This window comes from Mucilaginibacter sp. PPCGB 2223, from assembly GCF_001705515.1.
Taxonomy (GTDB): domain Bacteria; phylum Bacteroidota; class Bacteroidia; order Sphingobacteriales; family Sphingobacteriaceae; genus Mucilaginibacter.
On the sequence record NZ_MDJS01000001.1, the window covers coordinates 1,299,963 to 1,319,626 of the forward strand.

Consider the following 19,664-nt stretch of genomic DNA (forward strand, 5'->3'; position numbering starts at 1 on the left):
ATGTGCCTGCTAATATAAGCGTGCATCTGGCAATAAGAACGTTGTTATCTGATAATTGTTACTACACCGGATATTTTACTGCGTCCGTGTTTAGGGTCGATGATGTAATAATAAGCACCGACTGGCAGCATCACGCCGTTGTAGGTGCCATCCCAGGGGGTTGGATAACCGGTTGAAGAAAAAACTTTTTCGCCATTACGGTTAAATACATCAATAGTACAACCCGGATACGAGTCGAGATACTGGATATTCCAGGTATCGTTCACGCCATCGCCATTGGGTGTAAAAGCGTTGGGCACAACCGGTGCAAGCAGCACCTTCACCAAAACAGAGTCGGTTACCGGGCATGCGGTGCCATTAGTGGTTGAGGTTACAGTAAGTGTATATTTGGTATCAACCGATGGTGAAGCTACCGGGTTTAATATCTTGTTATTGCTCAAGCCGGTTGCCGGTGTCCACAAATAACTTAGATTGCTCCCACTTGCGGTAGCTTGCAGTTTAGCCTGCCCGCCCGACAGGATCAACACATCATAAACGGTGCTTACTGTTGCTGCGGGCTCGACGGTTATGTTTTGACTCAGGGTATCGGCACAGGTATTTGCCGAGGTATAGATACATTGCACCACATGCTTACCCAGCCCCACCGTAGCCGGGTTAAATATACCTGTCGACGAAGTTACACCATCTATAGCAAACACCGGTGTACCTGTGGGCCCGTTTTGGATACTCACCGCCGCCGAAAGCTGTATCGGGTTACCGTTAATGCACACCTGCGAATCGGGCTTAAAAGTAACTACCGGAACCGGCAGCAGGGTTATTGTCTGATCGAGCGTAGCTATGCAGGTTGTGGTTGGATATACGCCTGAGTATGCCACCATATGCACTACATATTTCTTACTGGTGGTTGTATTATTAACCGGGTATGTATGCCTGAAAAGCTGACCTACAGCCGGTCGTTCATAATGCGTTTTTACAGTGGGGTTGTTGGCGAAATCGTAATACATATCCACGCTTGTTACATCGCCATTACCAAAACCCGGTACAGTAGCATTATCTACGAAAAACACCTCGCGGCTGCTGCACAGGGTCGAGCTGTTCAGCACGGTAAAATCAGCTTTGGGCGATGAGCCGTTCACCTTAAACTGCTTGATCGTATCCTTTGAGCAGCCATCTTTAGTGGTAACGGTCAGTTTAGCATTATAAGTGCCGATGCCCGGGTACGAATGGGTTACCGTTAACCCCGTAGCAGTGTTAGGGTTTGCAGCGGTAGCTTTGGCATCGCCAAAATCCCAGGTGTATACTAAACCGTTATTGTCCGGAATGGCGGTAAAAATAGCTACGCCATCATTGGCACAAACATCGGGTATTACAAAATCGGCTACCGGTAGCTGGTTTATGATAACCTGCTTACTAACCGACGTACTGCTGCAACCCAGGTTGGTGGTAACGATCAATGTGACCACATAGGTTTTATACGGGCTGAAAGTATGCGCAGGGTTTTGAAGCGTTGATGTTACGGAGCCATCGCCAAAATCCCACAGCCAGGATGTTATCGTACCTTCGGCAGCAGTCGACTTATCGGTGAACGTAACACTTTGGCTATCGCATGTAGGCGTTGAGTAAGAAAAATCGGCAACCGGCTTTTTATTGATGTGTATAGCCTGGCTAAAATTAGTTATCGAGCAGCCACTATGCCCGGTAACCGTCAATTTCACTGTATAATCCCCGGCAACGGCATAAGCATATTTGGGGCTTTGCACAGCCGAAGTATCGCCATTGCCAAAATCCCAGTGCCATGATGATACCACAGTGTTTGTGCCATCGGTTTTATCGGTAAACAAAACGGTATCGCCGGGGCAGGCCGAGGCTTGTGCTGTAAAATTAGCCTGCCCGCTAACCGTAAAATCCTTAGTTGCCGAAACGATGCAGGTATCCTTCGATTTAACTGTAAGGCTGATGTGGTAAGTGCCTGCCTTGGTAAATTGGTGCGTAGGATTTTTTAGAAACGAATTATTAGGATTTACAGTTGTTGCGTTTGCATCACCGAAATCCCACAGGTATTTCAATGGAATTTTGCTCGTATCGGTAGTGGTGGTTTTGTCGGTAAATTGTGCGATTGCATTAACCAGGCAAACATCGGGCAAAGCAAAATCAATAACCGGTTTGGCATGTACCGTTACCGCATGACTTATTGTGCTGCTTGCACAACTTTTGTTGGTCGATACCTGGAGCTTGACGGTATAAGTCCCGGCCTTAGCAAACGTATGCTGGAACGGGATGTTAGTCGTTTTTGTATCAATGGCCGAACCATCGCCATAATCCCATATCCATTGGTTTATACTGCCTTCGGTACTCGCCGACGCATCAGTAAAAGTAATAGCCTGGGTTTCACAATCGGGCGATGAATAGGTAAATGCTGCTGCAGGCAGTGCCCGTACATGCACTTTTTTCGTCCCGACGTTTATGCAACCCGATGAGCTCGTTACCGCTAACGTCACCGTATAATCACCTGCTTGCAGATACTTGTATACCGGGCTTTGCACGGCAGAGGTATCGCCGTTGCCAAAATCCCAGTGCCAGCTTTTTAGTACATTACCCAGCCCGTTGGTCTGGTCCTTAAAACCGATGGTATCATTAAGGCAGATCGAATCGCGCGAGGCAAATTTAGTTTGGGGAGGATCGCTCACCACATAATTCAGGTCGATCTCTTCGTTCGATCCGCAGACGGTAGTAATCGGGTCGACAACAGTTACCTTTACCGGGTAAGTTCCTGCAGTGTTATAGGCCACACTTTGCCCGTAGCCATATACATATAACTGTGTACCATTTTTATTAAATGTACTTTTGTAGGCAGGCGCAAGTTGCGTTACGGGTGATGTGCCATTACCCAGATCCCAGGTGATGCTGGTTGTAACATACGGAATAACAACCTGCGGTTCGAAGGCTGTACCTGTACAGCTCGCAGTATAGGTTGCACTGCTGTTAGGGTCGGCGTACTGGATGTATTCATTCAGGTTCTTCACATTGGTACCTGCCGCATAACCGTACGACTCGGCGCTGCCAAAACCGTAGGCTATGGCATTAAAACCCTGATTAGCTGCTATGGTATGGGTATTAGGTACCGAAACCGTTAACTGCGCATACGAATAAGCCGTATTACCAGGCACCGCCGTAAACAAGCTGGCTTGCAGCGAGCCGTCGAGTGTGAATGAAGATACGGCAGCCGTAGGTATTACCACATTGATAAAACCGTTCAATATTTTAAACTTATCGGTGCTATAAAGGGTAACATGGTCAATATTCTGCTCAAGCGGGTTGAGGTAGATCATCTCCGGGTCGCCGATATCATTGGCTATCGTGGTGTTATTGATGCCATTACCCTGGGTTACCGCATATTGCACAACCTGGACAGGCTTACTTGCCGTTATAACATTGGTACTCTGGCTCTTAAATTCGTAATAAAGACTGTTGGTAAAACTGCTGATGGGCACGGTCGATCCGTTGAGCATAACGGTTGTCGCAGGGTCGCTCAGTATAATGCGGTAAACATCGTAATTGCGCGATTTTAACGGTACCGTAATATAGTTTTTACCCCATGATGCCGTGGGATAAACCTGGTCGAAAAGATTATCCGAACTGGTGTTAGGTTTACCTATGTATATCTTGTTACTTCCCGAAAAAACCGCAATTTTTTTACAGCCACTGCCGCCATTGCTTATCGACTGGATGCGTGTACCGGTAAGATCTGTATTGGAAATACCCTGATAAACCTGACCTTTATTTAAAGTAACGGTAAATGGCGTACCGGCTACTGCACCATTAATTAACGCAGCCGATGGCGTGATCTGTACCGTTGTATAATCTTCGGTAGCAATAACCATAAATAACGAATACGATGGAGTAGCGTTGCTCAACTGGGTATAGTTGATGGAATAATAATCGTTGGCCATGGTATTTACCGGCAGCAAAAGTGTGGCGCCCGAAACCGAACTGGCGTAAATATGCGCATATACTGCAATCGGGTTTTTACTGGTGATATGGATACCCTTGCTTTGCGTGCCGTTAGTATTACCTAAAAAGGCGGCTGCAGGTATACTAACCTGTGTAACTACGCCTGGTGTAACGGTAAAATTAATGGCAGAGAAACTGTTATCGGTAATGGCAACCGTGCCCGATGTGGACACGTCGGAAGCGATATAAAGGATCATTTGCGAACCACTGGGGCCGGCCGCATTAATATGATCCATATAGCCTGTCCAGAACTCGGTGCCGATATTTGACGAACCGGATTGCGCGAACACGCTGATGGCAAACAATAAAGAAAGGGCACACGCGAACGCAGCCTTAAGTAATCGTTTCAAGTTTAATTAGTCAGGATGCTATCGTCAGACTGTTAAGACTGTAAATAGTTTAATCCGACTAAAGTACAGATAAAAAATAAATTAAGCCTAAGATTATAAAATTTCTGCCGGCGATCAGGTCATCCCCTTGGTCAGCGCTTCCAGCTGTTTATTAGCCTGTTCGAGTTTCTGGGCCAGGTCGCGGTTTTCGCGGCGCAGGTTGTAGATCTCCATCGCGTTTTGGATGTACATTTTCAGTTCCTCATCGGCCCAGGGCTTTACCAGGTACTTATAAACCTGCCCCCGGTTAATGGCATCCATTACCGCGTTGATATCAGAAAAACCCGTAAGTAAAATACGGATGGTATCGGGGTAAACGGGGATGATCGACTCGAGGAACTCAATTCCTGTCATACCGGGCATACGTTGATCGGTGACGATAACGGCAATCTCATTCTGATCTAAAACCTTACGGCCCTCACGTGCCGACTGGGCAACGTAAATATTAAAATCGCGCCTGAACGCAGCTTTAAAACTATTCAGATTATGAATTTCATCATCAACATATAATACTCCAAACTGCGTCATGTAAATATCTATTAGTGTATTCGGCTATAAAATCCGGGGTATCAGCTTTTAGAATGAATTTTAACGAAACTTAGGCCAAATGTTTAAATTTCTGCGCACATTTATAGCTAAAATTATTTTCCTTAATCCCATTGGCATAAATAATGAAAAAATACCTCTTTTTGTTTTTATTATTGATAAAAAGCATTATTTCATTCGCCGGGGCTGATACGCTGATCATCCACGAAAGTGACACCAAATTAATTAATAAAAAATATTTTACGCAATTAGAAGATCCGGGTGGCAGGCTAAGTATCAACAATGTTATAAACCGGGGTATTTTTACCGATTGCCCAACATCGCTCCCCCGCCTCAGGCTTTCAAACTCTGTCATCTGGCTAAAGCTGATATTACAAAACAAAACCAATGAGCCTTTTATCCCTGTCAGTATCAGCTCCAGCGGTATCGATGACTTTGATTTATATTCTGTAAACGCCAATATCAATAAGGTTGTGCATATCGACGCCGAAGCGCCTAAAACAGATGATAATCTGTTACCTGCCATCAACGTGATCCAATGTTCCATCCTGCCCGATTCTACCCGTACTATTTATCTGCGCATTGAAAGCAAAGTACCCGATATTTTGCCTGTCGAATTTCACGGGGCCAATACATTTCTGCAAAATTTCATAGCTAAAAATATAGTTTTTGGGATCTTTATGGGGATAGTGGGTATTATGCTGGTTTATAACTTATTGCTGTATTTTATAGTAAAAGATAAAAGCTACCTGTTTTATGTAAGCTACATTTTGTTTTTAGGCATTACCCAGGCTACTTTTCGCGGTTACGGTCACAGCCTGATTAATCACACCTTTTTAAACACCTATTTCACGCCGGTATGCCGTATTCTTTTTTGGGTGTCCATCATCCTGTTTGTAAACCAATTTTTACAGCTTAAAGAACAGAATAAGGGGATTTACAAGTACTTTTTACTGCTCTACATTTTATTCGCAGTCCCGTTTGTCCTGGTGCTGACAGGAAATTTCACACTCTCTTATTCTGTATTGTCGGCCTGCGCTACCATATCGAGCATTGGGCTGCTGATCATCGGCATTATCCTTTATTCAAAAGGCTACAGGCCTGCCAAATTTTTTATGTTCGGCTGGGGTTTGTTCCTCATATCTGTGCTGTTTTCGATAGCCCGAAATAAAGGCTATATACCCTATAACGATTTTACCAGCAACCTGTTACTATACAGTTCGGTTATCGAGATCGTGATGTTTTCGCTGGCATTGGCAGATAAGATCAATTTTTACCGCGATCAAACCAATCAATCGCAGTTTTTAGCGCTTAAGATAGCCCGCGAGAACGAGCGCCTCATTACCGAACAAAATATTATGCTCGAAAACAAAGTGCTCGGCAGGACAAAAGAGTTACTGGAAAGTAATAAGAACCTCACCAGCCTTGTTAAAAACCTGCGCGATGCCCAGGCACAGCTGATCGAAACCGAAAAAATGGCCTCGCTGGGGCAATTAACCGCGGGCATTGCTCACGAAATAAATAACCCGATCAATTTTGTAAAATCGAATGTAAGGCCGCTGAAACTTGATTTTAATGACATTTTTCAATTACTTGATCTGTACGAAACGATAGAAAAAGAACCAGGCAACAAAGATGTATTTAAACCGGCTACCGATTTGAGGCAGAGCATCGATCTGGACTTTATTCGCACCGAAATAGGCGATCTGTTAGACGGCATCGAGGAAGGAGCATCGCGCACGGCCGAAATCATACAGAGCCTGCGCACCTTTAGCCGTACCGACGAAGTTGAGCTTAAACTCGCCGATATTAATAAGAGTATTTTAAGCACACTGGTGCTGCTGCGCAATACTATCCCTTATTATATCGAAATAACGCCGGTTTTTGATAAGCTCGAACCTATTAATTGCTATCCGGGCAAGCTGAACCAGGTTTTTATGAACCTGATTCAGAATAGCATACAGGCCATTACCGAAAAGAAAGAACACGGCAAGGAGAGCATCCTGATCGTTACGCGTGATTATCCGGAAAACATTTCGATCGAGATCACCGACACCGGCATAGGTATGGACGAAACTACGCGGCAAAAGATGTTCGACCCGTTTTTTACAACCAAAGATGTGGGCGAGGGCACCGGGCTCGGCCTGTCCATCGTATTCGGTATTATCGAAAAGCACCACGGAGCTATTGATGTTAAATCGCAGCCGGGCAAGGGTACCACGATCGTAATTATGCTGCCGAAAACGCTTTCTTAAGCTTAAAACAATTACCAATACTAAGTTGAGCTTTCAGCCTTATCAGGCTTCCTCCTTAAAATAAACTTTGTAGTAATTCATTGCCCTGTCGTCGTCGAAACCTTTTTCGATCAGCTCTTTATTACCATGGATGTAGATATGAAAGTTCCTGTCGAGTTTGAGGACGCTTTTATAAACCCGGCTTTGCTTTTTAACTGCGGCGTTCGAGATATCGAATGTGGACGCTATTTCGGTTTCGTGATCCTGTTCGTATTGCGATTTATAGCTTTTAAAGGATTCGATGGCCTTTTCATTTCCCAAAACCTCATCGCCAAACTCATCGAGGTCAAAGGTTTCTTTCTCTTTAAAATATTTCATCGACCGGTTGAGCAGGTCGATCTTATCGGCCTTGGTGAGTTCAAACTCATCATCGAGCTTTTCGGCAACAAAATTTTTATAAATGCTTAGTGTGTTGCTGGTCTGGTTAAAGCTGTCGTTGCGGATCTTTACTTTTAAAAAATCATCTTTCCAGTAAACCGCTTCGTTATTACGGTTGGTTTGGTCGATCACCAAAACCTTATAGCCTTCCTCCTTTTCGGTGTTGAATATCAAACAGCCTTTATCCAGTTTATGGATATTGACACCGTCCTGATCGTACTCCAAATTAAAACCGCCTGTATCGGGGTAAACCTTAAGATAGGTTTCTTTTGTTTCTGATTTAAATATCCCCACGGCATCCAGCAATTCACCCTCCAATTGAATGTTTTTAAACAGGGCAACGTACAGTTCGCCCGGCTTTATTTTAGGGTGATTGGTATTATCAAACAGGTACCTGGTGAGTTGCTGACTTACGTTGTGAAAGTTGGCTTCGTCGGCAAAAACCTCGTCGCAAAAGTGAAATACTTCGTTAAGGTTAAGGTCATCGCTCGAGTGCATAAAGCGGTAAACCTCGTTCACTTTTTCGAATGGTGTTAAAAAATACTGCATCAGCAATTTATTTAACAACTCGTCTTTTAACCGAAGCGGCGCATCAGAAAGGACATAAAATTCATCCAATAACTTGTTACCGACACGGTGTACAGACACCTGATTCAGGTTGGCTTCAAAGGCTGCGATCATGTAATTTTTATATAATGCAAATAAACAAATTACCTATCGTTAAAATTAATTTAATAATTATTATGAAAATTTGAAAATAATTTGAGCTAATAATCTTTTAATTAGCTATTTTTGAAATAAGCAACCTTATTGTATGAATATTTTTATTGGAAATTTACCGTATAAGATTCAGGAGTCGGAGTTAAGAGAACTCTTTGAAGACTATGGTGAATTGACATCGTTGAAAATTATTATCGACCGTGAGACCGGTAAAAGCAAAGGTTTTGGCTTTGCCGAAATGCCCGATCGCGAATCGGCATTAAAAGCAATTGACGACCTGAACGCCGCCGAGATCTATGGCCGCAATATTGTTGTGAAGGAAGCCGAAGAACGCCCCGCTCCTGCCCGAAAGCCCGGAGGCTTTAACCGCAACAATAGCGGAGGCGGTTATAAAAAAGCCTGATCTTTTTCCCGGTTTATCCCTTTTCCGCTTATCGCTTGGCATTGATTCCTCGGCGATAGACATCTGTTAATTTTCTGATATTTTTGTTTTAACCTGTAAGGCGGGCGCCTTATTGACATCTTAATTTTTATGCAACCTGTATCTTCTAAAACAGCATCGCCGCTGATGGTGATCATCGCTTTTGCTACTGTATACATTGTTTGGGGTTCAACCTATTTCTTTTTACGCGTTGCCCTGACCGGCTTCCCGCCAATGCTGTTAGGCGCCATACGCTTTATATGCGCCGGCACGCTATCATTGATCTGGTGCATTGCCAAAGGCGAAAAGCCGTTTGTATTAAAAAACATCTTTCATGCCTCGGTAAGCGGCACATTATTGCTGTTTGTGGCTATGGGCACCGTTATATGGAGCGAGCAGACCCTGCCAAGCGCTATGGTCGCCATCCTGGTTTCGGCGGCACCGATTTGGTTTGTATTGCTTGATTACCCGAAATGGGGCGATAATTTAAGAAGCAAATCGACCATTATAGGTTTGTTGATCGGTTTTGCCGGGGTAATCCTGCTATTCGGTGAACAGATATTGAAGGCATTTAACGTACCCGGAGTGCAAACCGACATTTGGGGCATGGTTGTACTGGTATTGGGCTCAACAGCCTGGTCGGGCGGCTCGCTGTATGCCAAGTACAAGGCTACGGGTGTTTCGGGTATGGTAAATTCTACCTGGCAGATGCTGGCGGCAGGTATATTGTTTAGCATAGCCAGTTTGATCCACGGCGAAGTACAGCACATTAACTGGCAGATTATCCCAACTAAAGCCTGGTTGGCCATAGGGTATCTTATTGTGTTTGGATCACTGGCGGCTTTCAGCGCGTATGTGTGGCTGCTGCAGGTAAGGCCGGCAACGCAGGTAAGCACCTATGCCTATGTCAACCCGGTTATCGCGGTGATGCTGGGTGTATTTTTCGGGCACGAGAATATCTCGCTGCTGCAGATTATCGGGCTGATCATCATTTTGGGCAGTGTGCTCCTGATCAACCTGGCAAAATACCAGTATTCCAAAAAAGCAAAAAATATAGCCGAAGAGATTGTTTAACGGAAGTGGCAGGTATTCAATCCAGTCCGCTTACGCCGCCCGATATGACGAATTTCATCATATCGGCGCCGGTTTTGTCGATAGGCTTTACTTTATCTGAAGATACGATAACTACTTGCCCGGCAAAGGAATACGAGTAGGGAAAATAAACAGCCACGTAGCCCGGCAGGTTAATTTTTGCCAGGTCCTTTTGTGTGAGAAAGCCAATCTTTTTTAAGCCGAACTCATTTACATCGACAATCACGGCTTCGTTGAATTTCTTCTCATCGCCCACAAAGGCCTCTGTCAGATCTTTAATAGATGAGTATAAAAAATTAAAGAAAGGCAGGCGGTTGATCCAGCGGTTAACCCAGTTTTTGATCGGTTGTGTAATAATAGTGGTTACCAGCACGCCCGCCAGTAACACTACGACTATCACCAGTAAAATGCCCAAACCCGGAATGTAGGTGTGCTTGCCTGTTTTCGGGTCAACAATAATTTCATTACTGATATTCAATGCATTATCAACAGATGATACCGCCCAAAAGATCAAAAAAAGTGCAACGCCCAACGGCACCACAATGAGCAAACCTTTAACAAAATAATTAAACAGGGCACGGAAAATTCTATTCATGGCTCTTGATGTGTTCTATTCGTAAAAATACACCCTTTTTACACGCTGTGAAACATTGGTGAGTATTTCGTAGGGTATGGTGTTGATTTGCCTGGCTAACTCCTCTATCTTGTATTCTTCGTTAAATACGATCACTTCGTCCCCTTCTTTTATTTCAATCTCGCTTACATCGATCATCGTCATATCCATCGAAATATTACCAACAGTTGGGGCCAGCACTCCCTTTACAAGCATTCGGCCAACACCGTTGCCAAATGCCCGGAGATAGCCATCGGCATAGCCGATACGTACAGTGGCAATTTTACCATCCTTCGTCAAACTGCCGTTACGGTTGTAGCCGATGGTATCGCCGGCCGCTACCTTTTTAACCTGCGATACGCTGGTTTTTAACGTAGCTACAGGCTGCAAAGGGCTAATTTCGTCCTTTATAGCGTTGTCGATACCGTAAAGGCCGATACCCAGCCGCACCATATCCAATTGCGCCACCGGCCACCGTGTGATGGCCGAGGTATTGGCAATATGCCTGTCGAATTTATAGCCTACCGCCGCTTCTATCTGCCGGTAAGCTTTTTCGAAGCGGTTAAGCTGTTTTAGGGTGAAAGCATCGTGTATTTCGGCATCGCTCGCTACCAGGTGCGAAAATACCGACTGAATATGAACATATCGGTTATCTTCTATTAAATCGCAAAGCGTTTCTATCTCAAAACCCTCAAAACCTAAACGGTGCATCCCTGTATCTATTTTGATATGAATAGGATAGTTCAGCACTTTTTTAGCCTGCGCGAACTTCACAAACTCATCGAACAGCGTAAAACTGTATATCTCCGGTTCGAGCTTAAACTCCACAAGTTTGTCAAAAGCCGATACTTCGGGATTAAGTACCACTACAGGCAATGTAATGCCTGCGTTGCGCAGGGCCACGCCTTCGTCTACATAAGCTACTGCAAGATAATCCACCTTGTTAAACTGCAACAGGTTCGCAACCTCAAAACTGCCGCTGCCATATGAAAATGCTTTCACCATGGCCATGATCTTTACTCCCGGGGCCAGTTTGGAGCGGTAATAACTGAGATTATTCTGCAGCGCGTTAAGGTTGATCTCCAGTACCGTTTCGTGCGCTTTCTTAACCAGCGCCCGGCTTACCCGTTCAAACTCAAAGCTGCGCGAACCTTTGATCAGGATGGTCTCGTCGTCCAATTCCAGATCAGGTAATTTGACGAGCAAACTTTCAGTATCGGTAAAAAAATGCTTCTCAGGCACTTTAAAAATATCCTGGCGCTCCGAAATCGCTTTGCCCACGCCGATAAACTTGTCGATCTTTTTTTCGGTAAGTAAAGCAGCAACCTGGCCGTACAGTACACCCGGCTCCAGGCCCGATTGAAATATATCCGAAAGTATCAGCGTTCGTGTCGGGTGCTGGTTTTGCTGGTTTAAAAAATTCAGCGCGATCTCGAGCGATTGGATATCTGAGTTATACGAATCGTCGATAACCGAACAATTGTTAATCCCGTCTTTAAGCTCCATACGCATACTTACCGGCGCCAGGTGCTCCATCCGGTCGTCAATCAGTTCCGGCTCATAACCCAATGCCAGCAGCGTAGCCCAGCAGGTGATGGCATTCTCTACCGAAGCTTCATCTACAAAAGGTACCAGGCATTCAATCTCCTTTTCCTGGTAGCGTGCCCGCAGATAGAACTTATTGGCGATAATGGTTTCGCTGAAAACGTGCAGGTCGGCCTCCGCCTTATCCTGGCTCCAGGTGAAGTGCTTTTTACCCGGTTTATCGCCTTTATAACCTACAAGCGTATCATATTTATAAACAACCAGGTCGCAATGAGCAAATAGTTTAAGTTTTTCCTCCAACTTTTGTTCGGCACTGCTGAAACCTTCGTTATGTGCTGCACCCATGTGGGTTAACACGCCTATCGTGGGTTTGATCATCACTTCCAACCGTTCCATTTCGCCAGTGGTGGATATACCCGCCTCAAATATGCCAAGCGTATGCATATCATTCATCTGCCATAACGAAAGAGCCACCCCCAACTGCGAGTTAAAGCTTTTAGGATTACGCACAATTTTCTGATCGTGGTACATCAGCTGGTATAGCCATTCTTTTACAATGGTTTTACCATTACTACCCGTAACACCTATCACATCATAATTAAAACGCGAACGTTGATACGCGGCCAGGGTTTGTAAAGCTTTCAGTACATCGTCAACCAGCAGGAAATTGGCCTCAGCCATGTCACCGTCAGGTATTGTACTGACCACAAAGTTGCGTACGCCGGCTTTATAAACCTCCGGGATAAACTCATGACCATCCCTCCTGTCTTTTAATGCAAAAAACAGCGAAATGCCCGGGCTGCCGATCTTACGACTATCGGTAAGCAGGATGCCGATGCTCGTTTCATGCGCAATAATGCCTTTAGCTCCGATAATCTGTTGTATTTGCGTGATAGGATATTGGTTGCTCAACATGGGCTCTAATTTCAAGATATTTATATCAATACAAGAATTTTAGCGAATTTTGGTTTGATGGAGTTTAAACCGGTGCCTGCTAAAATTACCGATCCGAAAGTTGGTTTAACCAAGGCTGAGCACTATTGTGCTTACCAGGAACGTTCGCAGCAGGAAGTGCGCAACAAACTATACGACTGGGGCCTGTACCCTCGTGATGTGGAGCAGATTCTCAGTACGCTGATCGAAAATAATTTTTTAAGCGAGGAACGTTTTGCCAAAGCCTATGTACAAGGCAAATTTAACCAGAAAGGCTGGGGCCGCATTAAAATAAAACAGGGATTGAAGCTAAAAAGAGTGCCCGATGTATTGATCCGCAAGGCTTTATCAATTATCGATACTGATGCTTACGAGCAAGCGCTCAAACACACTTTAGAAAAGAAAGCCCGGCTCCTTAATGAGAAAAACGCTTATAAGCGCAATTATAAATTGCAGCAATATGCCCTGAACCGTGGTTTTGAAAGCGAACTTGTAGCGGATATGTTAAAGGATTTAGAGTAATAGGCTGCTTCTGCCACTTTATTGTCAAAACAACAGCGATTGTAACATATCGGCTATCCGGCAATAATTCAGGTCATTGTTCGCTAAATTGGTGCGAACTAATGATTACTCCCTTATCCTTACAATGCAAATCAAACCTGTTATCACTTTTTTGTTCCTGTTCATCGCGCTAAGCATACACCCTGTTTTTGCCCAGCGCGATAACGCTACCATTTCGGGCAAGATAGTCTCGGCAGCTAACCAGCAACCTTTGCACGCGGTGAGCATCAGCATCAATAAAAAGGGTGTCGGCACGGCTACTAACAGCAGCGGGCAGTTTTTGCTGATCATTCCTCCGGCTAATTTTAACGATACGTTAAGGATATCCTATATCGGTTTCCAAACCCAGTTTTTACCAATAGCCGGGCTGATGAACGGTCAGCCGCTTAACATCGCACTTAAGCCAAACAATACCCAGTTAAAAGAAGTGAATATCGCCTATCACGATCCGCTACAGATCATCCAGAAAGCAATGGATCGCATCGCTAAAAATTACATCAACCACCCGCATATTACCCGTGGCTTTTACCGGATGTATACTGCCAATGGCGGTATCCCGCTCGAACTATCGGAGGCAGTATTCGATATTTACAACTTTGGCTACGCTGATAAACGGGCCGATGCATTTAAGCTGATCAAGGCGCGCGATCAGAAAAACCAGCGCGACCTGCGCTCGCTCGAAGTTGGCCAAAAGCCAAACACCATATTTAACTACGACGTGGTGAACCATTTGATGAGCAGTGGTTTTTTAAGCGAGCGCGGAATGGCCAAACATCATTTTGAAGTGACCGACGTGACCGATGTTAAAGGTTATACGGCTTATGAGATCAGCTTTCGAGAAAATGAGAATGCCGGCGGCGAAACTTACCGCGGCAAATTTTATGTGGATACTAAAACTTATGCCTTTATTTATTTTGACTATGGCTTAAGTCCGAAAGCGCTGGCTGGTGATGAGCTCGGCAATTTTTCAGATCATATACTTGCCGGCATAGATGGGATAAAGATCACTTTAAAGCATGATCGCACTGCCGTAGGTTACCAGAAAGTCGGCGAAAAGTGGGTATTATCTGATGTAGTCGGTAGTGATGTGCTCGACGTCAGCAATCCCGAGTTAAAGATCAACCAGGTTGCCAGCATCAGGTTCAATTACCAGGTAACGTCGGTAGACACAGCTCAAAACGAATCGTTTAACAATAAACTCGGCCGCCGCGAGAACATTAACGACCATAACAGCAGCGAAGGCGAAGAGTTCTGGAAGGATTATAACATTCTGTTGTCCGATTTTAACACCGAAGATATTTTTAAATACATTAAAGCGGTAAACAGCCAAACCAAACTGAAAGACAAGTTTGAAGAAAAATTACACAAGCTTCCTGCTGATACGGTACAAAGGCTTGACGCACTATTGAAATTTTATCATGATAACGGGCAATTTAACGGCGCTGCCCTGATCCAAAGCAAAGGCAGGATCTTGCTCAATAAAAGTTATGGCTATGCCGATAAGGAAACCAAAGTCACCAGCGACAACCACACAGCTTACCGGATTGGCCCTGTGAGCCAAACTTTCACGGCCATCATTATCAGCCAGTTGATTAAGGAAGGAAAGCTTGCTTTGAATGCCCCAATCAAAACATATATCCCATATTACACCAACGGGGACGAGACTATCGAACAACTGTTAACCAATAAATCGGGCATACCCGATTATTTGAATAACGCAACTTACAAGCAACAGGTATTCAGTCAATCGTTCACGCCAAAACAAATGGTGATCAATTTTTGCAGTGATACATTGAACTTTAAAAACGGTACCTCTTTCGAGTATAGTAATTCGAATTTCATAGTACTCGCCGCCATTGCCGAAGAAGTAAGCGGCAAACCTTTTGCAACACTGTTACAAGAAAGAATATTTGCGCCGGTGCAAATGACGGATACTTATTTTGGCGCTCCGAAAACCAATAATATCCACCCGGCTAAAGGTTACGTGAACGAACAGCCTGAAAGTGTTGATGATGTTGCCAATCAGGCAGGTGCCGGCGGTATATCATCTTCGGCTGAAGATATGCTCAAATACCATGAAGCTTTACGCACCGATAAGCTGCTGACCACAACACAAAAGGCCGAAATGCTGAAACAACGCGAAGAATTTAAGGACAACGGCGCCTGGTACGGCTATGGCTGGATGATTGATAAAAGTGCTTTTGATGCTTCAAAGAAACACGTTATTACGTATTATTCGGGTACCGACCTGGGTTTTTCGGCAATGTTTGCGCGGCAGGAAGACAGTGATACCTGCATCATCCTACTTAATAATAACGCCGATTTCCCACGATACGACATGACCGACCTGTTATTGAATATGGTAAATTAAAACAAGAAAGCCTGCTGACTACGGGTCGACAGGCTTTGTATCTTGTGTTTAGAGCTGTTTACTTTAAATATCCGTTAAAAAAGTCGATGGTACGTTTCCAGGCCAGTTCGGCGGCAACTTTATCATAGCGCGGCGTGGTATCATTGTGAAAACCATGGTTGGCGTTCTCATAAATATAGGCATCATACTTTTTGCCGTTAGCTTTCAGGGCGGCTTCATAAGCGGGCCAGCCGCCGGTTATGCGGGTATCTAGCGAGGCATAGTGCAGTAACAGTGGTGCATGTATTTTGGGCACATCGTCGGCCGTTGGCTGTGCACCGTAAAACGGTACGGCTGCGGCCAGATCGGGCAAGCGCACCGCCATTTGATTGGCAATACCACCACCGAAACAGAAGCCCACTACCCCTATCCTGCCATTGCAATCTTTATTTTGTTTCAGATAGTCGAAAGCGGCGATAAAATCTTCCAGCATTTCGGCCGAACTGCGTTTGGCCTGCATGGCGCGGCCTTCATCATCATTACCAGGATAGCCGCCAAGGGGTGTAAGCGCATCTGGCGCTAAGGTGATAAAACCAGCCAAAGCTGCCCTGCGGGCGACGTCTTCGATGTAGGGGTTCAATCCTCGGTTCTCATGCACTACCACAATGCTGCCTAATTTGCCCTTGGCATCTTTGGGTTTTGAAAGCAAGCCCTTAATATTGCCGCCTCCTTTTGGCGATGGGTAAGTGATATAACCGGATTCGAGACGGGTATCATCCGCTTTTATCTGGACATTATTCTGGTAATCGGGCATTAAAAAACTCAGCAATGCGGGCACGGTAAGTCCGCCAACGGCGTATAAGGACAGCTTTTGCACAAAGGAACGGCGGTCGATACGGCTGTGCGCGTAGTCGTCGTACAGGTCGAACACCTCCTGTTTAACGTCTTCTTTTCTGATCTCGCTCATAGGTATAATGGTTTTACTCAAATATAGCGAATTTTCAACCCATCAAATTAATTACCTGGCGTTCAAATCTACACAAAGACTTTTTAGGCAACGCCATACCCTTTCAACGGTTGTTTGCAAATACCGTTAAAAATCCCATCAATTCCATTACCCGTAAAAACTCCGCTTGTAATGGCGCTTTGATGTGCAGGGCCAGTCCATTAACCGGATGTATAAAGCTTAACTCAGAAGCATGCAAAAGCATAGTTTCTATTTGCCAGCGTTCTTTAAACAGTTTGTTTTGCTTATTACAACCATGGGTACGATCGCCAATAATGGGGTGAAATATATGTGCAAAATGCTTGCGCAACTGGTGCATACGCCCGGTAGCAGGTTTAGCTTCAACCAGCGAATAACGCGATGTAGGGTGCTTGCCCAAAGGCACATCCAGTTCGGCGCGGTTTAAAGTTCGATAAGCAGTGAAAGCATCCTGCAATACTCCATCATCGCGCCGCAGCGGATAATCAATCTCCCCGGCATCAAGCGAGTGTCCTCGTACTATGGCCAGGTATTTTTTATCGACCCTGCCGTCCATAAAAGCCTGCTGCATGGCAATCTCGGTATCCTTATCCAGGGCAAACAGCAACACCCCGGCAGTCTTGCGGTCGAGCCGGTGAACGGGGTATACCTTTTGCCCTATTTGGTCGCGCAATAGCTGCAGGGCAAACTCGCCGGCATCCGCAGCTATCGGTGACCGGTGCACCAGCAAACCATGCGGTTTATTGATGGCTATCAGGTGGTTATCGTGGTAAATTATATCCAGCATAGTAACAGTTGTTGCCGCGAAGTTAAAACATGTAGCTTTTATAAGCGTTATACCACAATAATTGAAAGGATTATTTACTTTTAAACCCAATTTAAACACCTGCTTATTATGAAAAAGTTGACCATCACTTTAGCGATATTATTAACTACTGCGGTATTCGCCGCGGCGCAAACGCTACCGTCGTTCCAGTTTGGGGTGAAAGGCGGCGTTAATTTGTCGCAGTTTTCGACCAGCGGCACTTTTAACAGCGATAACCGCGCCGGTTACCTGGCCGGTTTCTGGGCGCGCATAGGCGCTTTGGGCCTCAACCTGCAGCCCGAGCTTTACTATACCAGTAAAGAGGCTACCTTTAACAGCGCCGCTAACGAAACAAGTAAAGTAACCATCAACAGCATCGATTTCCCGGTTTTGGTGGGATTGAAATTTGGCGCGCTGGGCATTGGCGGGCGCATCAACACCGGCCCGCTGGCTTCGTTTATTATCGATAAAAATCAAAGTTTCGGCACGGCGGCGTCAAACGCGGTAACCTTGCACTTTAAAGATCAGGCCTACGCCTGGCAGTTCGGCGCAGGCCTGGATATCATGAAGCTATCTGTCGATCTGCGTTATGAACTTGGATTGACCAACTTAGCCAATAACGGTTACGACCAGAAGCTTAACCTGTTTAATGTCAGCTTAGCTTATCGTTTGTTTTAACATGCGCCAATACAACGAACAGCTTGCCGACCGTTTACGCGAAGCTTTAGCCGACCTGCCACAGGTTGAAGAAAAGGTGATGTTTAGCGGTGTAAGCTTTTTAGTGAACGGCAAAATGTGCATCAATGTAAGCCACGATGAACTGATGTGCCGCATTGGCCGCCAGGAAGCCGAAAAATGCGTTGAAGAAAATGGCTGCCGACAGATGATGATGCGCGGCAAGCCCATGCGCGATTTTGTGATGGTGAGCGAAGAAGGCTATCGTACTAAAAAACAGCTTGACCACTGGATCAACCTTTGCCTGGCATTTAACAAACAGGCAAAGGCATCGCCCAAAAAGAAAAAGAAAACCGAATAAATGCGTAAAACCTTGTTGTCGGTAATTTTTATTACGCTTTGCGCGGGTTGCTTTGCGCAGATAACCATCGGCTTAACCGGTAAACCAGACACCTCATTCAACATCAACAGCGATTATAAAAAGAACATCAAAAAGTACCCTTTTATCCGGATGGTGCCTGATAGCATGCCGGCATCAGTTGCTCAAAAGCAAAATATCACCTATTGCAATAACGGCAAACGTGATCTGCAACTGGATGTATTTTATCCGAAAAATATAAAAAAAGCGGCACCTGCTGTCCTGATCATCTTCGGCGGCGGCTGGCGATCGGGTAACCGCGCTATGCATTATCCTTTAGCCGAACATCTGGCCGCGTTAGGTTATGTTTGCTTTACAGCTGATTATACCCTGTCGACCGAGGCGCTTTACCCTGAAGCGGTTTATAATTTAAAAGCCGCCTTACGCTGGATACGCGCCAATGCCAAACCATACCATATCGATGCCAACCAGGTAAGCGCCTTAGGGTTTTCGGCAGGCGGCGAGCTGGCTGCATTTTTAGGTGCAACCAACGGCGACCCCAAGTTTGAAGGCAATGAAGGCAATGCCAAATACAGCAGCCGGGTTAACGCCGTGGTTGATATCGACGGAACTTTATCATTTGTTCACCCCGAATCGGGCGAGGGCGATGACAGCAAGAACATTTCGGCGGCCACCTATTGGTTCGGCTACTCTAAAAAAGATAATATAGCATTGTGGACGGATGCTTCGCCGCTAAGCCATGCAGGCAAAACCGCACCGCCTTATGTGTTTATTAACAGTGCTATCGACCGGATGCATGCCGGGCGCAACGATTTTATCAGGATATTGGACGAAAACCACACCTACAGCGAGATGCATGCTATCCCCGGCACACCACACACCTTTTGCCTCTATTACCCCTGGTTTGATGAAACGGTAAAGTATATCGACAGTTTTTTTAAGAGGGTTTACCAATTATAATAGCCGC

15 protein-coding genes are annotated in these 19,664 nt (G+C 45.2%); 8 read left to right on the top strand and 7 right to left on the bottom strand.

What is annotated here, in order from left to right:
* Positions 1-44: 44 nt before the first annotated feature.
* Together BEL04_RS05570 and BEL04_RS05575 are read right to left on the bottom strand one after the other, a co-directional pair.
* Positions 45-4,361, bottom strand: a complete 4,317-nt coding sequence (locus tag BEL04_RS05570; protein WP_139112925.1) for a PKD domain-containing protein — start codon at positions 4,359-4,361, stop codon at positions 45-47.
* 114 nt (positions 4,362-4,475) lie between these two features.
* Positions 4,476-4,928, bottom strand: a complete 453-nt coding sequence (locus BEL04_RS05575) for a response regulator (RefSeq protein ID WP_066001084.1) — start codon at positions 4,926-4,928, stop codon at positions 4,476-4,478.
* Between the two features lie 143 nt (positions 4,929-5,071).
* Between BEL04_RS05575 and BEL04_RS05580 the strand changes: the two genes are divergently transcribed.
* Positions 5,072-7,201 carry a 7TM diverse intracellular signaling domain-containing protein gene (locus BEL04_RS05580; RefSeq protein ID WP_066001087.1) on the top strand — a complete coding sequence of 710 codons (2,130 nt, stop codon included), beginning with the start codon at positions 5,072-5,074 and terminating at the stop codon, positions 7,199-7,201.
* Positions 7,202-7,243: 42 nt separating this feature from the next.
* Here the strand turns inward: BEL04_RS05580 and BEL04_RS05585 are convergent, their stop codons facing one another.
* A complete protein-coding gene (locus BEL04_RS05585) occupies positions 7,244-8,299 on the bottom strand; it encodes a nucleoid-associated protein (protein WP_066001088.1) in 1,056 nt (351 codons plus the stop codon).
* A gap of 133 nt (positions 8,300-8,432) precedes the next feature.
* On the opposite strand from BEL04_RS05585, the gene BEL04_RS05590 reads away from it, so the two are divergent.
* Entirely contained in the window at positions 8,433-8,741 is a 309-nt protein-coding gene (locus BEL04_RS05590) for an RNA-binding protein (protein WP_066001089.1), read from the top strand.
* 129 nt (positions 8,742-8,870) lie between these two features.
* On the top strand, positions 8,871-9,833 hold the full coding sequence (locus tag BEL04_RS05595; protein WP_066001090.1) for an EamA family transporter: 963 nt from the start codon (positions 8,871-8,873) through the stop codon (positions 9,831-9,833).
* A 16-nt stretch (positions 9,834-9,849) separates the two neighbouring features.
* On the opposite strand, the gene BEL04_RS05600 is transcribed toward BEL04_RS05595, so the two are convergent.
* Both BEL04_RS05600 and BEL04_RS05605 read right to left on the bottom strand, forming a co-directional pair.
* Positions 9,850-10,446, bottom strand: a complete 597-nt coding sequence (locus BEL04_RS05600) for a DUF502 domain-containing protein (RefSeq protein ID WP_066001091.1) — start codon at positions 10,444-10,446, stop codon at positions 9,850-9,852.
* Between the two features lie 15 nt (positions 10,447-10,461).
* The gene (locus tag BEL04_RS05605; RefSeq protein WP_254659530.1) at positions 10,462-12,939 is read right to left on the bottom strand and encodes a bifunctional UDP-N-acetylmuramoyl-tripeptide:D-alanyl-D-alanine ligase/alanine racemase; all 2,478 of its coding nucleotides are present in this window, start codon (positions 12,937-12,939) and stop codon (positions 10,462-10,464) included.
* A gap of 42 nt (positions 12,940-12,981) precedes the next feature.
* Between BEL04_RS05605 and BEL04_RS05610 the strand changes: the two genes are divergently transcribed.
* The gene (locus BEL04_RS05610) at positions 12,982-13,464 is read left to right on the top strand and encodes a regulatory protein RecX (RefSeq protein ID WP_066001093.1); all 483 of its coding nucleotides are present in this window, start codon (positions 12,982-12,984) and stop codon (positions 13,462-13,464) included.
* Between the two features lie 124 nt (positions 13,465-13,588).
* Complete coding sequence (locus BEL04_RS05615; protein ID WP_066001094.1) at positions 13,589-15,874, top strand: serine hydrolase; 2,286 nt, start codon at positions 13,589-13,591, stop codon at positions 15,872-15,874.
* Positions 15,875-15,932: 58 nt separating this feature from the next.
* Here the strand turns inward: BEL04_RS05615 and BEL04_RS05620 are convergent, their stop codons facing one another.
* Entirely contained in the window at positions 15,933-16,820 is an 888-nt protein-coding gene (locus tag BEL04_RS05620; protein ID WP_066001098.1) for a dienelactone hydrolase family protein, read from the bottom strand.
* A 103-nt stretch (positions 16,821-16,923) separates the two neighbouring features.
* A complete protein-coding gene (locus tag BEL04_RS05625; protein ID WP_066001099.1) occupies positions 16,924-17,625 on the bottom strand; it encodes a pseudouridine synthase in 702 nt (233 codons plus the stop codon).
* Between the two features lie 108 nt (positions 17,626-17,733).
* Between BEL04_RS05625 and BEL04_RS05630 the strand changes: the two genes are divergently transcribed.
* Genes BEL04_RS05630 through BEL04_RS05640 form a run of 3 tightly spaced genes read left to right on the top strand, consistent with a single transcriptional unit; the run spans position 17,734 to position 19,657 of the window.
* Complete coding sequence (locus tag BEL04_RS05630; RefSeq protein WP_066001103.1) at positions 17,734-18,321, top strand: porin family protein; 588 nt, start codon at positions 17,734-17,736, stop codon at positions 18,319-18,321.
* 1 nt (position 18,322) lies between these two features.
* Positions 18,323-18,679, top strand: coding sequence for a TfoX/Sxy family protein (locus tag BEL04_RS05635; RefSeq protein WP_066001106.1), 357 nt, complete (start codon positions 18,323-18,325; stop codon positions 18,677-18,679).
* The gene (locus BEL04_RS05640; protein WP_066001109.1) at positions 18,680-19,657 is read left to right on the top strand and encodes an alpha/beta hydrolase; all 978 of its coding nucleotides are present in this window, start codon (positions 18,680-18,682) and stop codon (positions 19,655-19,657) included. It begins immediately after the preceding gene.
* Positions 19,658-19,664: the final 7 nt, after the last annotated feature.

Bases quoted from the DNA above. Each gene is read 5' to 3' on its own strand.
- BEL04_RS05575 (WP_066001084.1), bottom strand. From the start codon at position 4,928: ATGACGCAGTTTGGAGTATTATATGTTGATGATGAAATTCATAATCTG.
- BEL04_RS05580 (WP_066001087.1), top strand. From the start codon at position 5,072: ATGAAAAAATACCTCTTTTTGTTTTTATTATTGATAAAAAGCATTATT.
- BEL04_RS05585 (WP_066001088.1), bottom strand. From the start codon at position 8,299: ATGATCGCAGCCTTTGAAGCCAACCTGAATCAGGTGTCTGTACACCGT.
- BEL04_RS05590 (WP_066001089.1), top strand. From the start codon at position 8,433: ATGAATATTTTTATTGGAAATTTACCGTATAAGATTCAGGAGTCGGAG.
- BEL04_RS05595 (WP_066001090.1), top strand. From the start codon at position 8,871: ATGCAACCTGTATCTTCTAAAACAGCATCGCCGCTGATGGTGATCATC.
- BEL04_RS05600 (WP_066001091.1), bottom strand. From the start codon at position 10,446: ATGAATAGAATTTTCCGTGCCCTGTTTAATTATTTTGTTAAAGGTTTG.
- BEL04_RS05610 (WP_066001093.1), top strand. From the start codon at position 12,982: ATGGAGTTTAAACCGGTGCCTGCTAAAATTACCGATCCGAAAGTTGGT.
- BEL04_RS05615 (WP_066001094.1), top strand. From the start codon at position 13,589: ATGCAAATCAAACCTGTTATCACTTTTTTGTTCCTGTTCATCGCGCTA.
- BEL04_RS05620 (WP_066001098.1), bottom strand. From the start codon at position 16,820: ATGAGCGAGATCAGAAAAGAAGACGTTAAACAGGAGGTGTTCGACCTG.
- BEL04_RS05625 (WP_066001099.1), bottom strand. From the start codon at position 17,625: ATGCTGGATATAATTTACCACGATAACCACCTGATAGCCATCAATAAA.
- BEL04_RS05630 (WP_066001103.1), top strand. From the start codon at position 17,734: ATGAAAAAGTTGACCATCACTTTAGCGATATTATTAACTACTGCGGTA.
- BEL04_RS05635 (WP_066001106.1), top strand. From the start codon at position 18,323: ATGCGCCAATACAACGAACAGCTTGCCGACCGTTTACGCGAAGCTTTA.
- BEL04_RS05640 (WP_066001109.1), top strand. From the start codon at position 18,680: ATGCGTAAAACCTTGTTGTCGGTAATTTTTATTACGCTTTGCGCGGGT.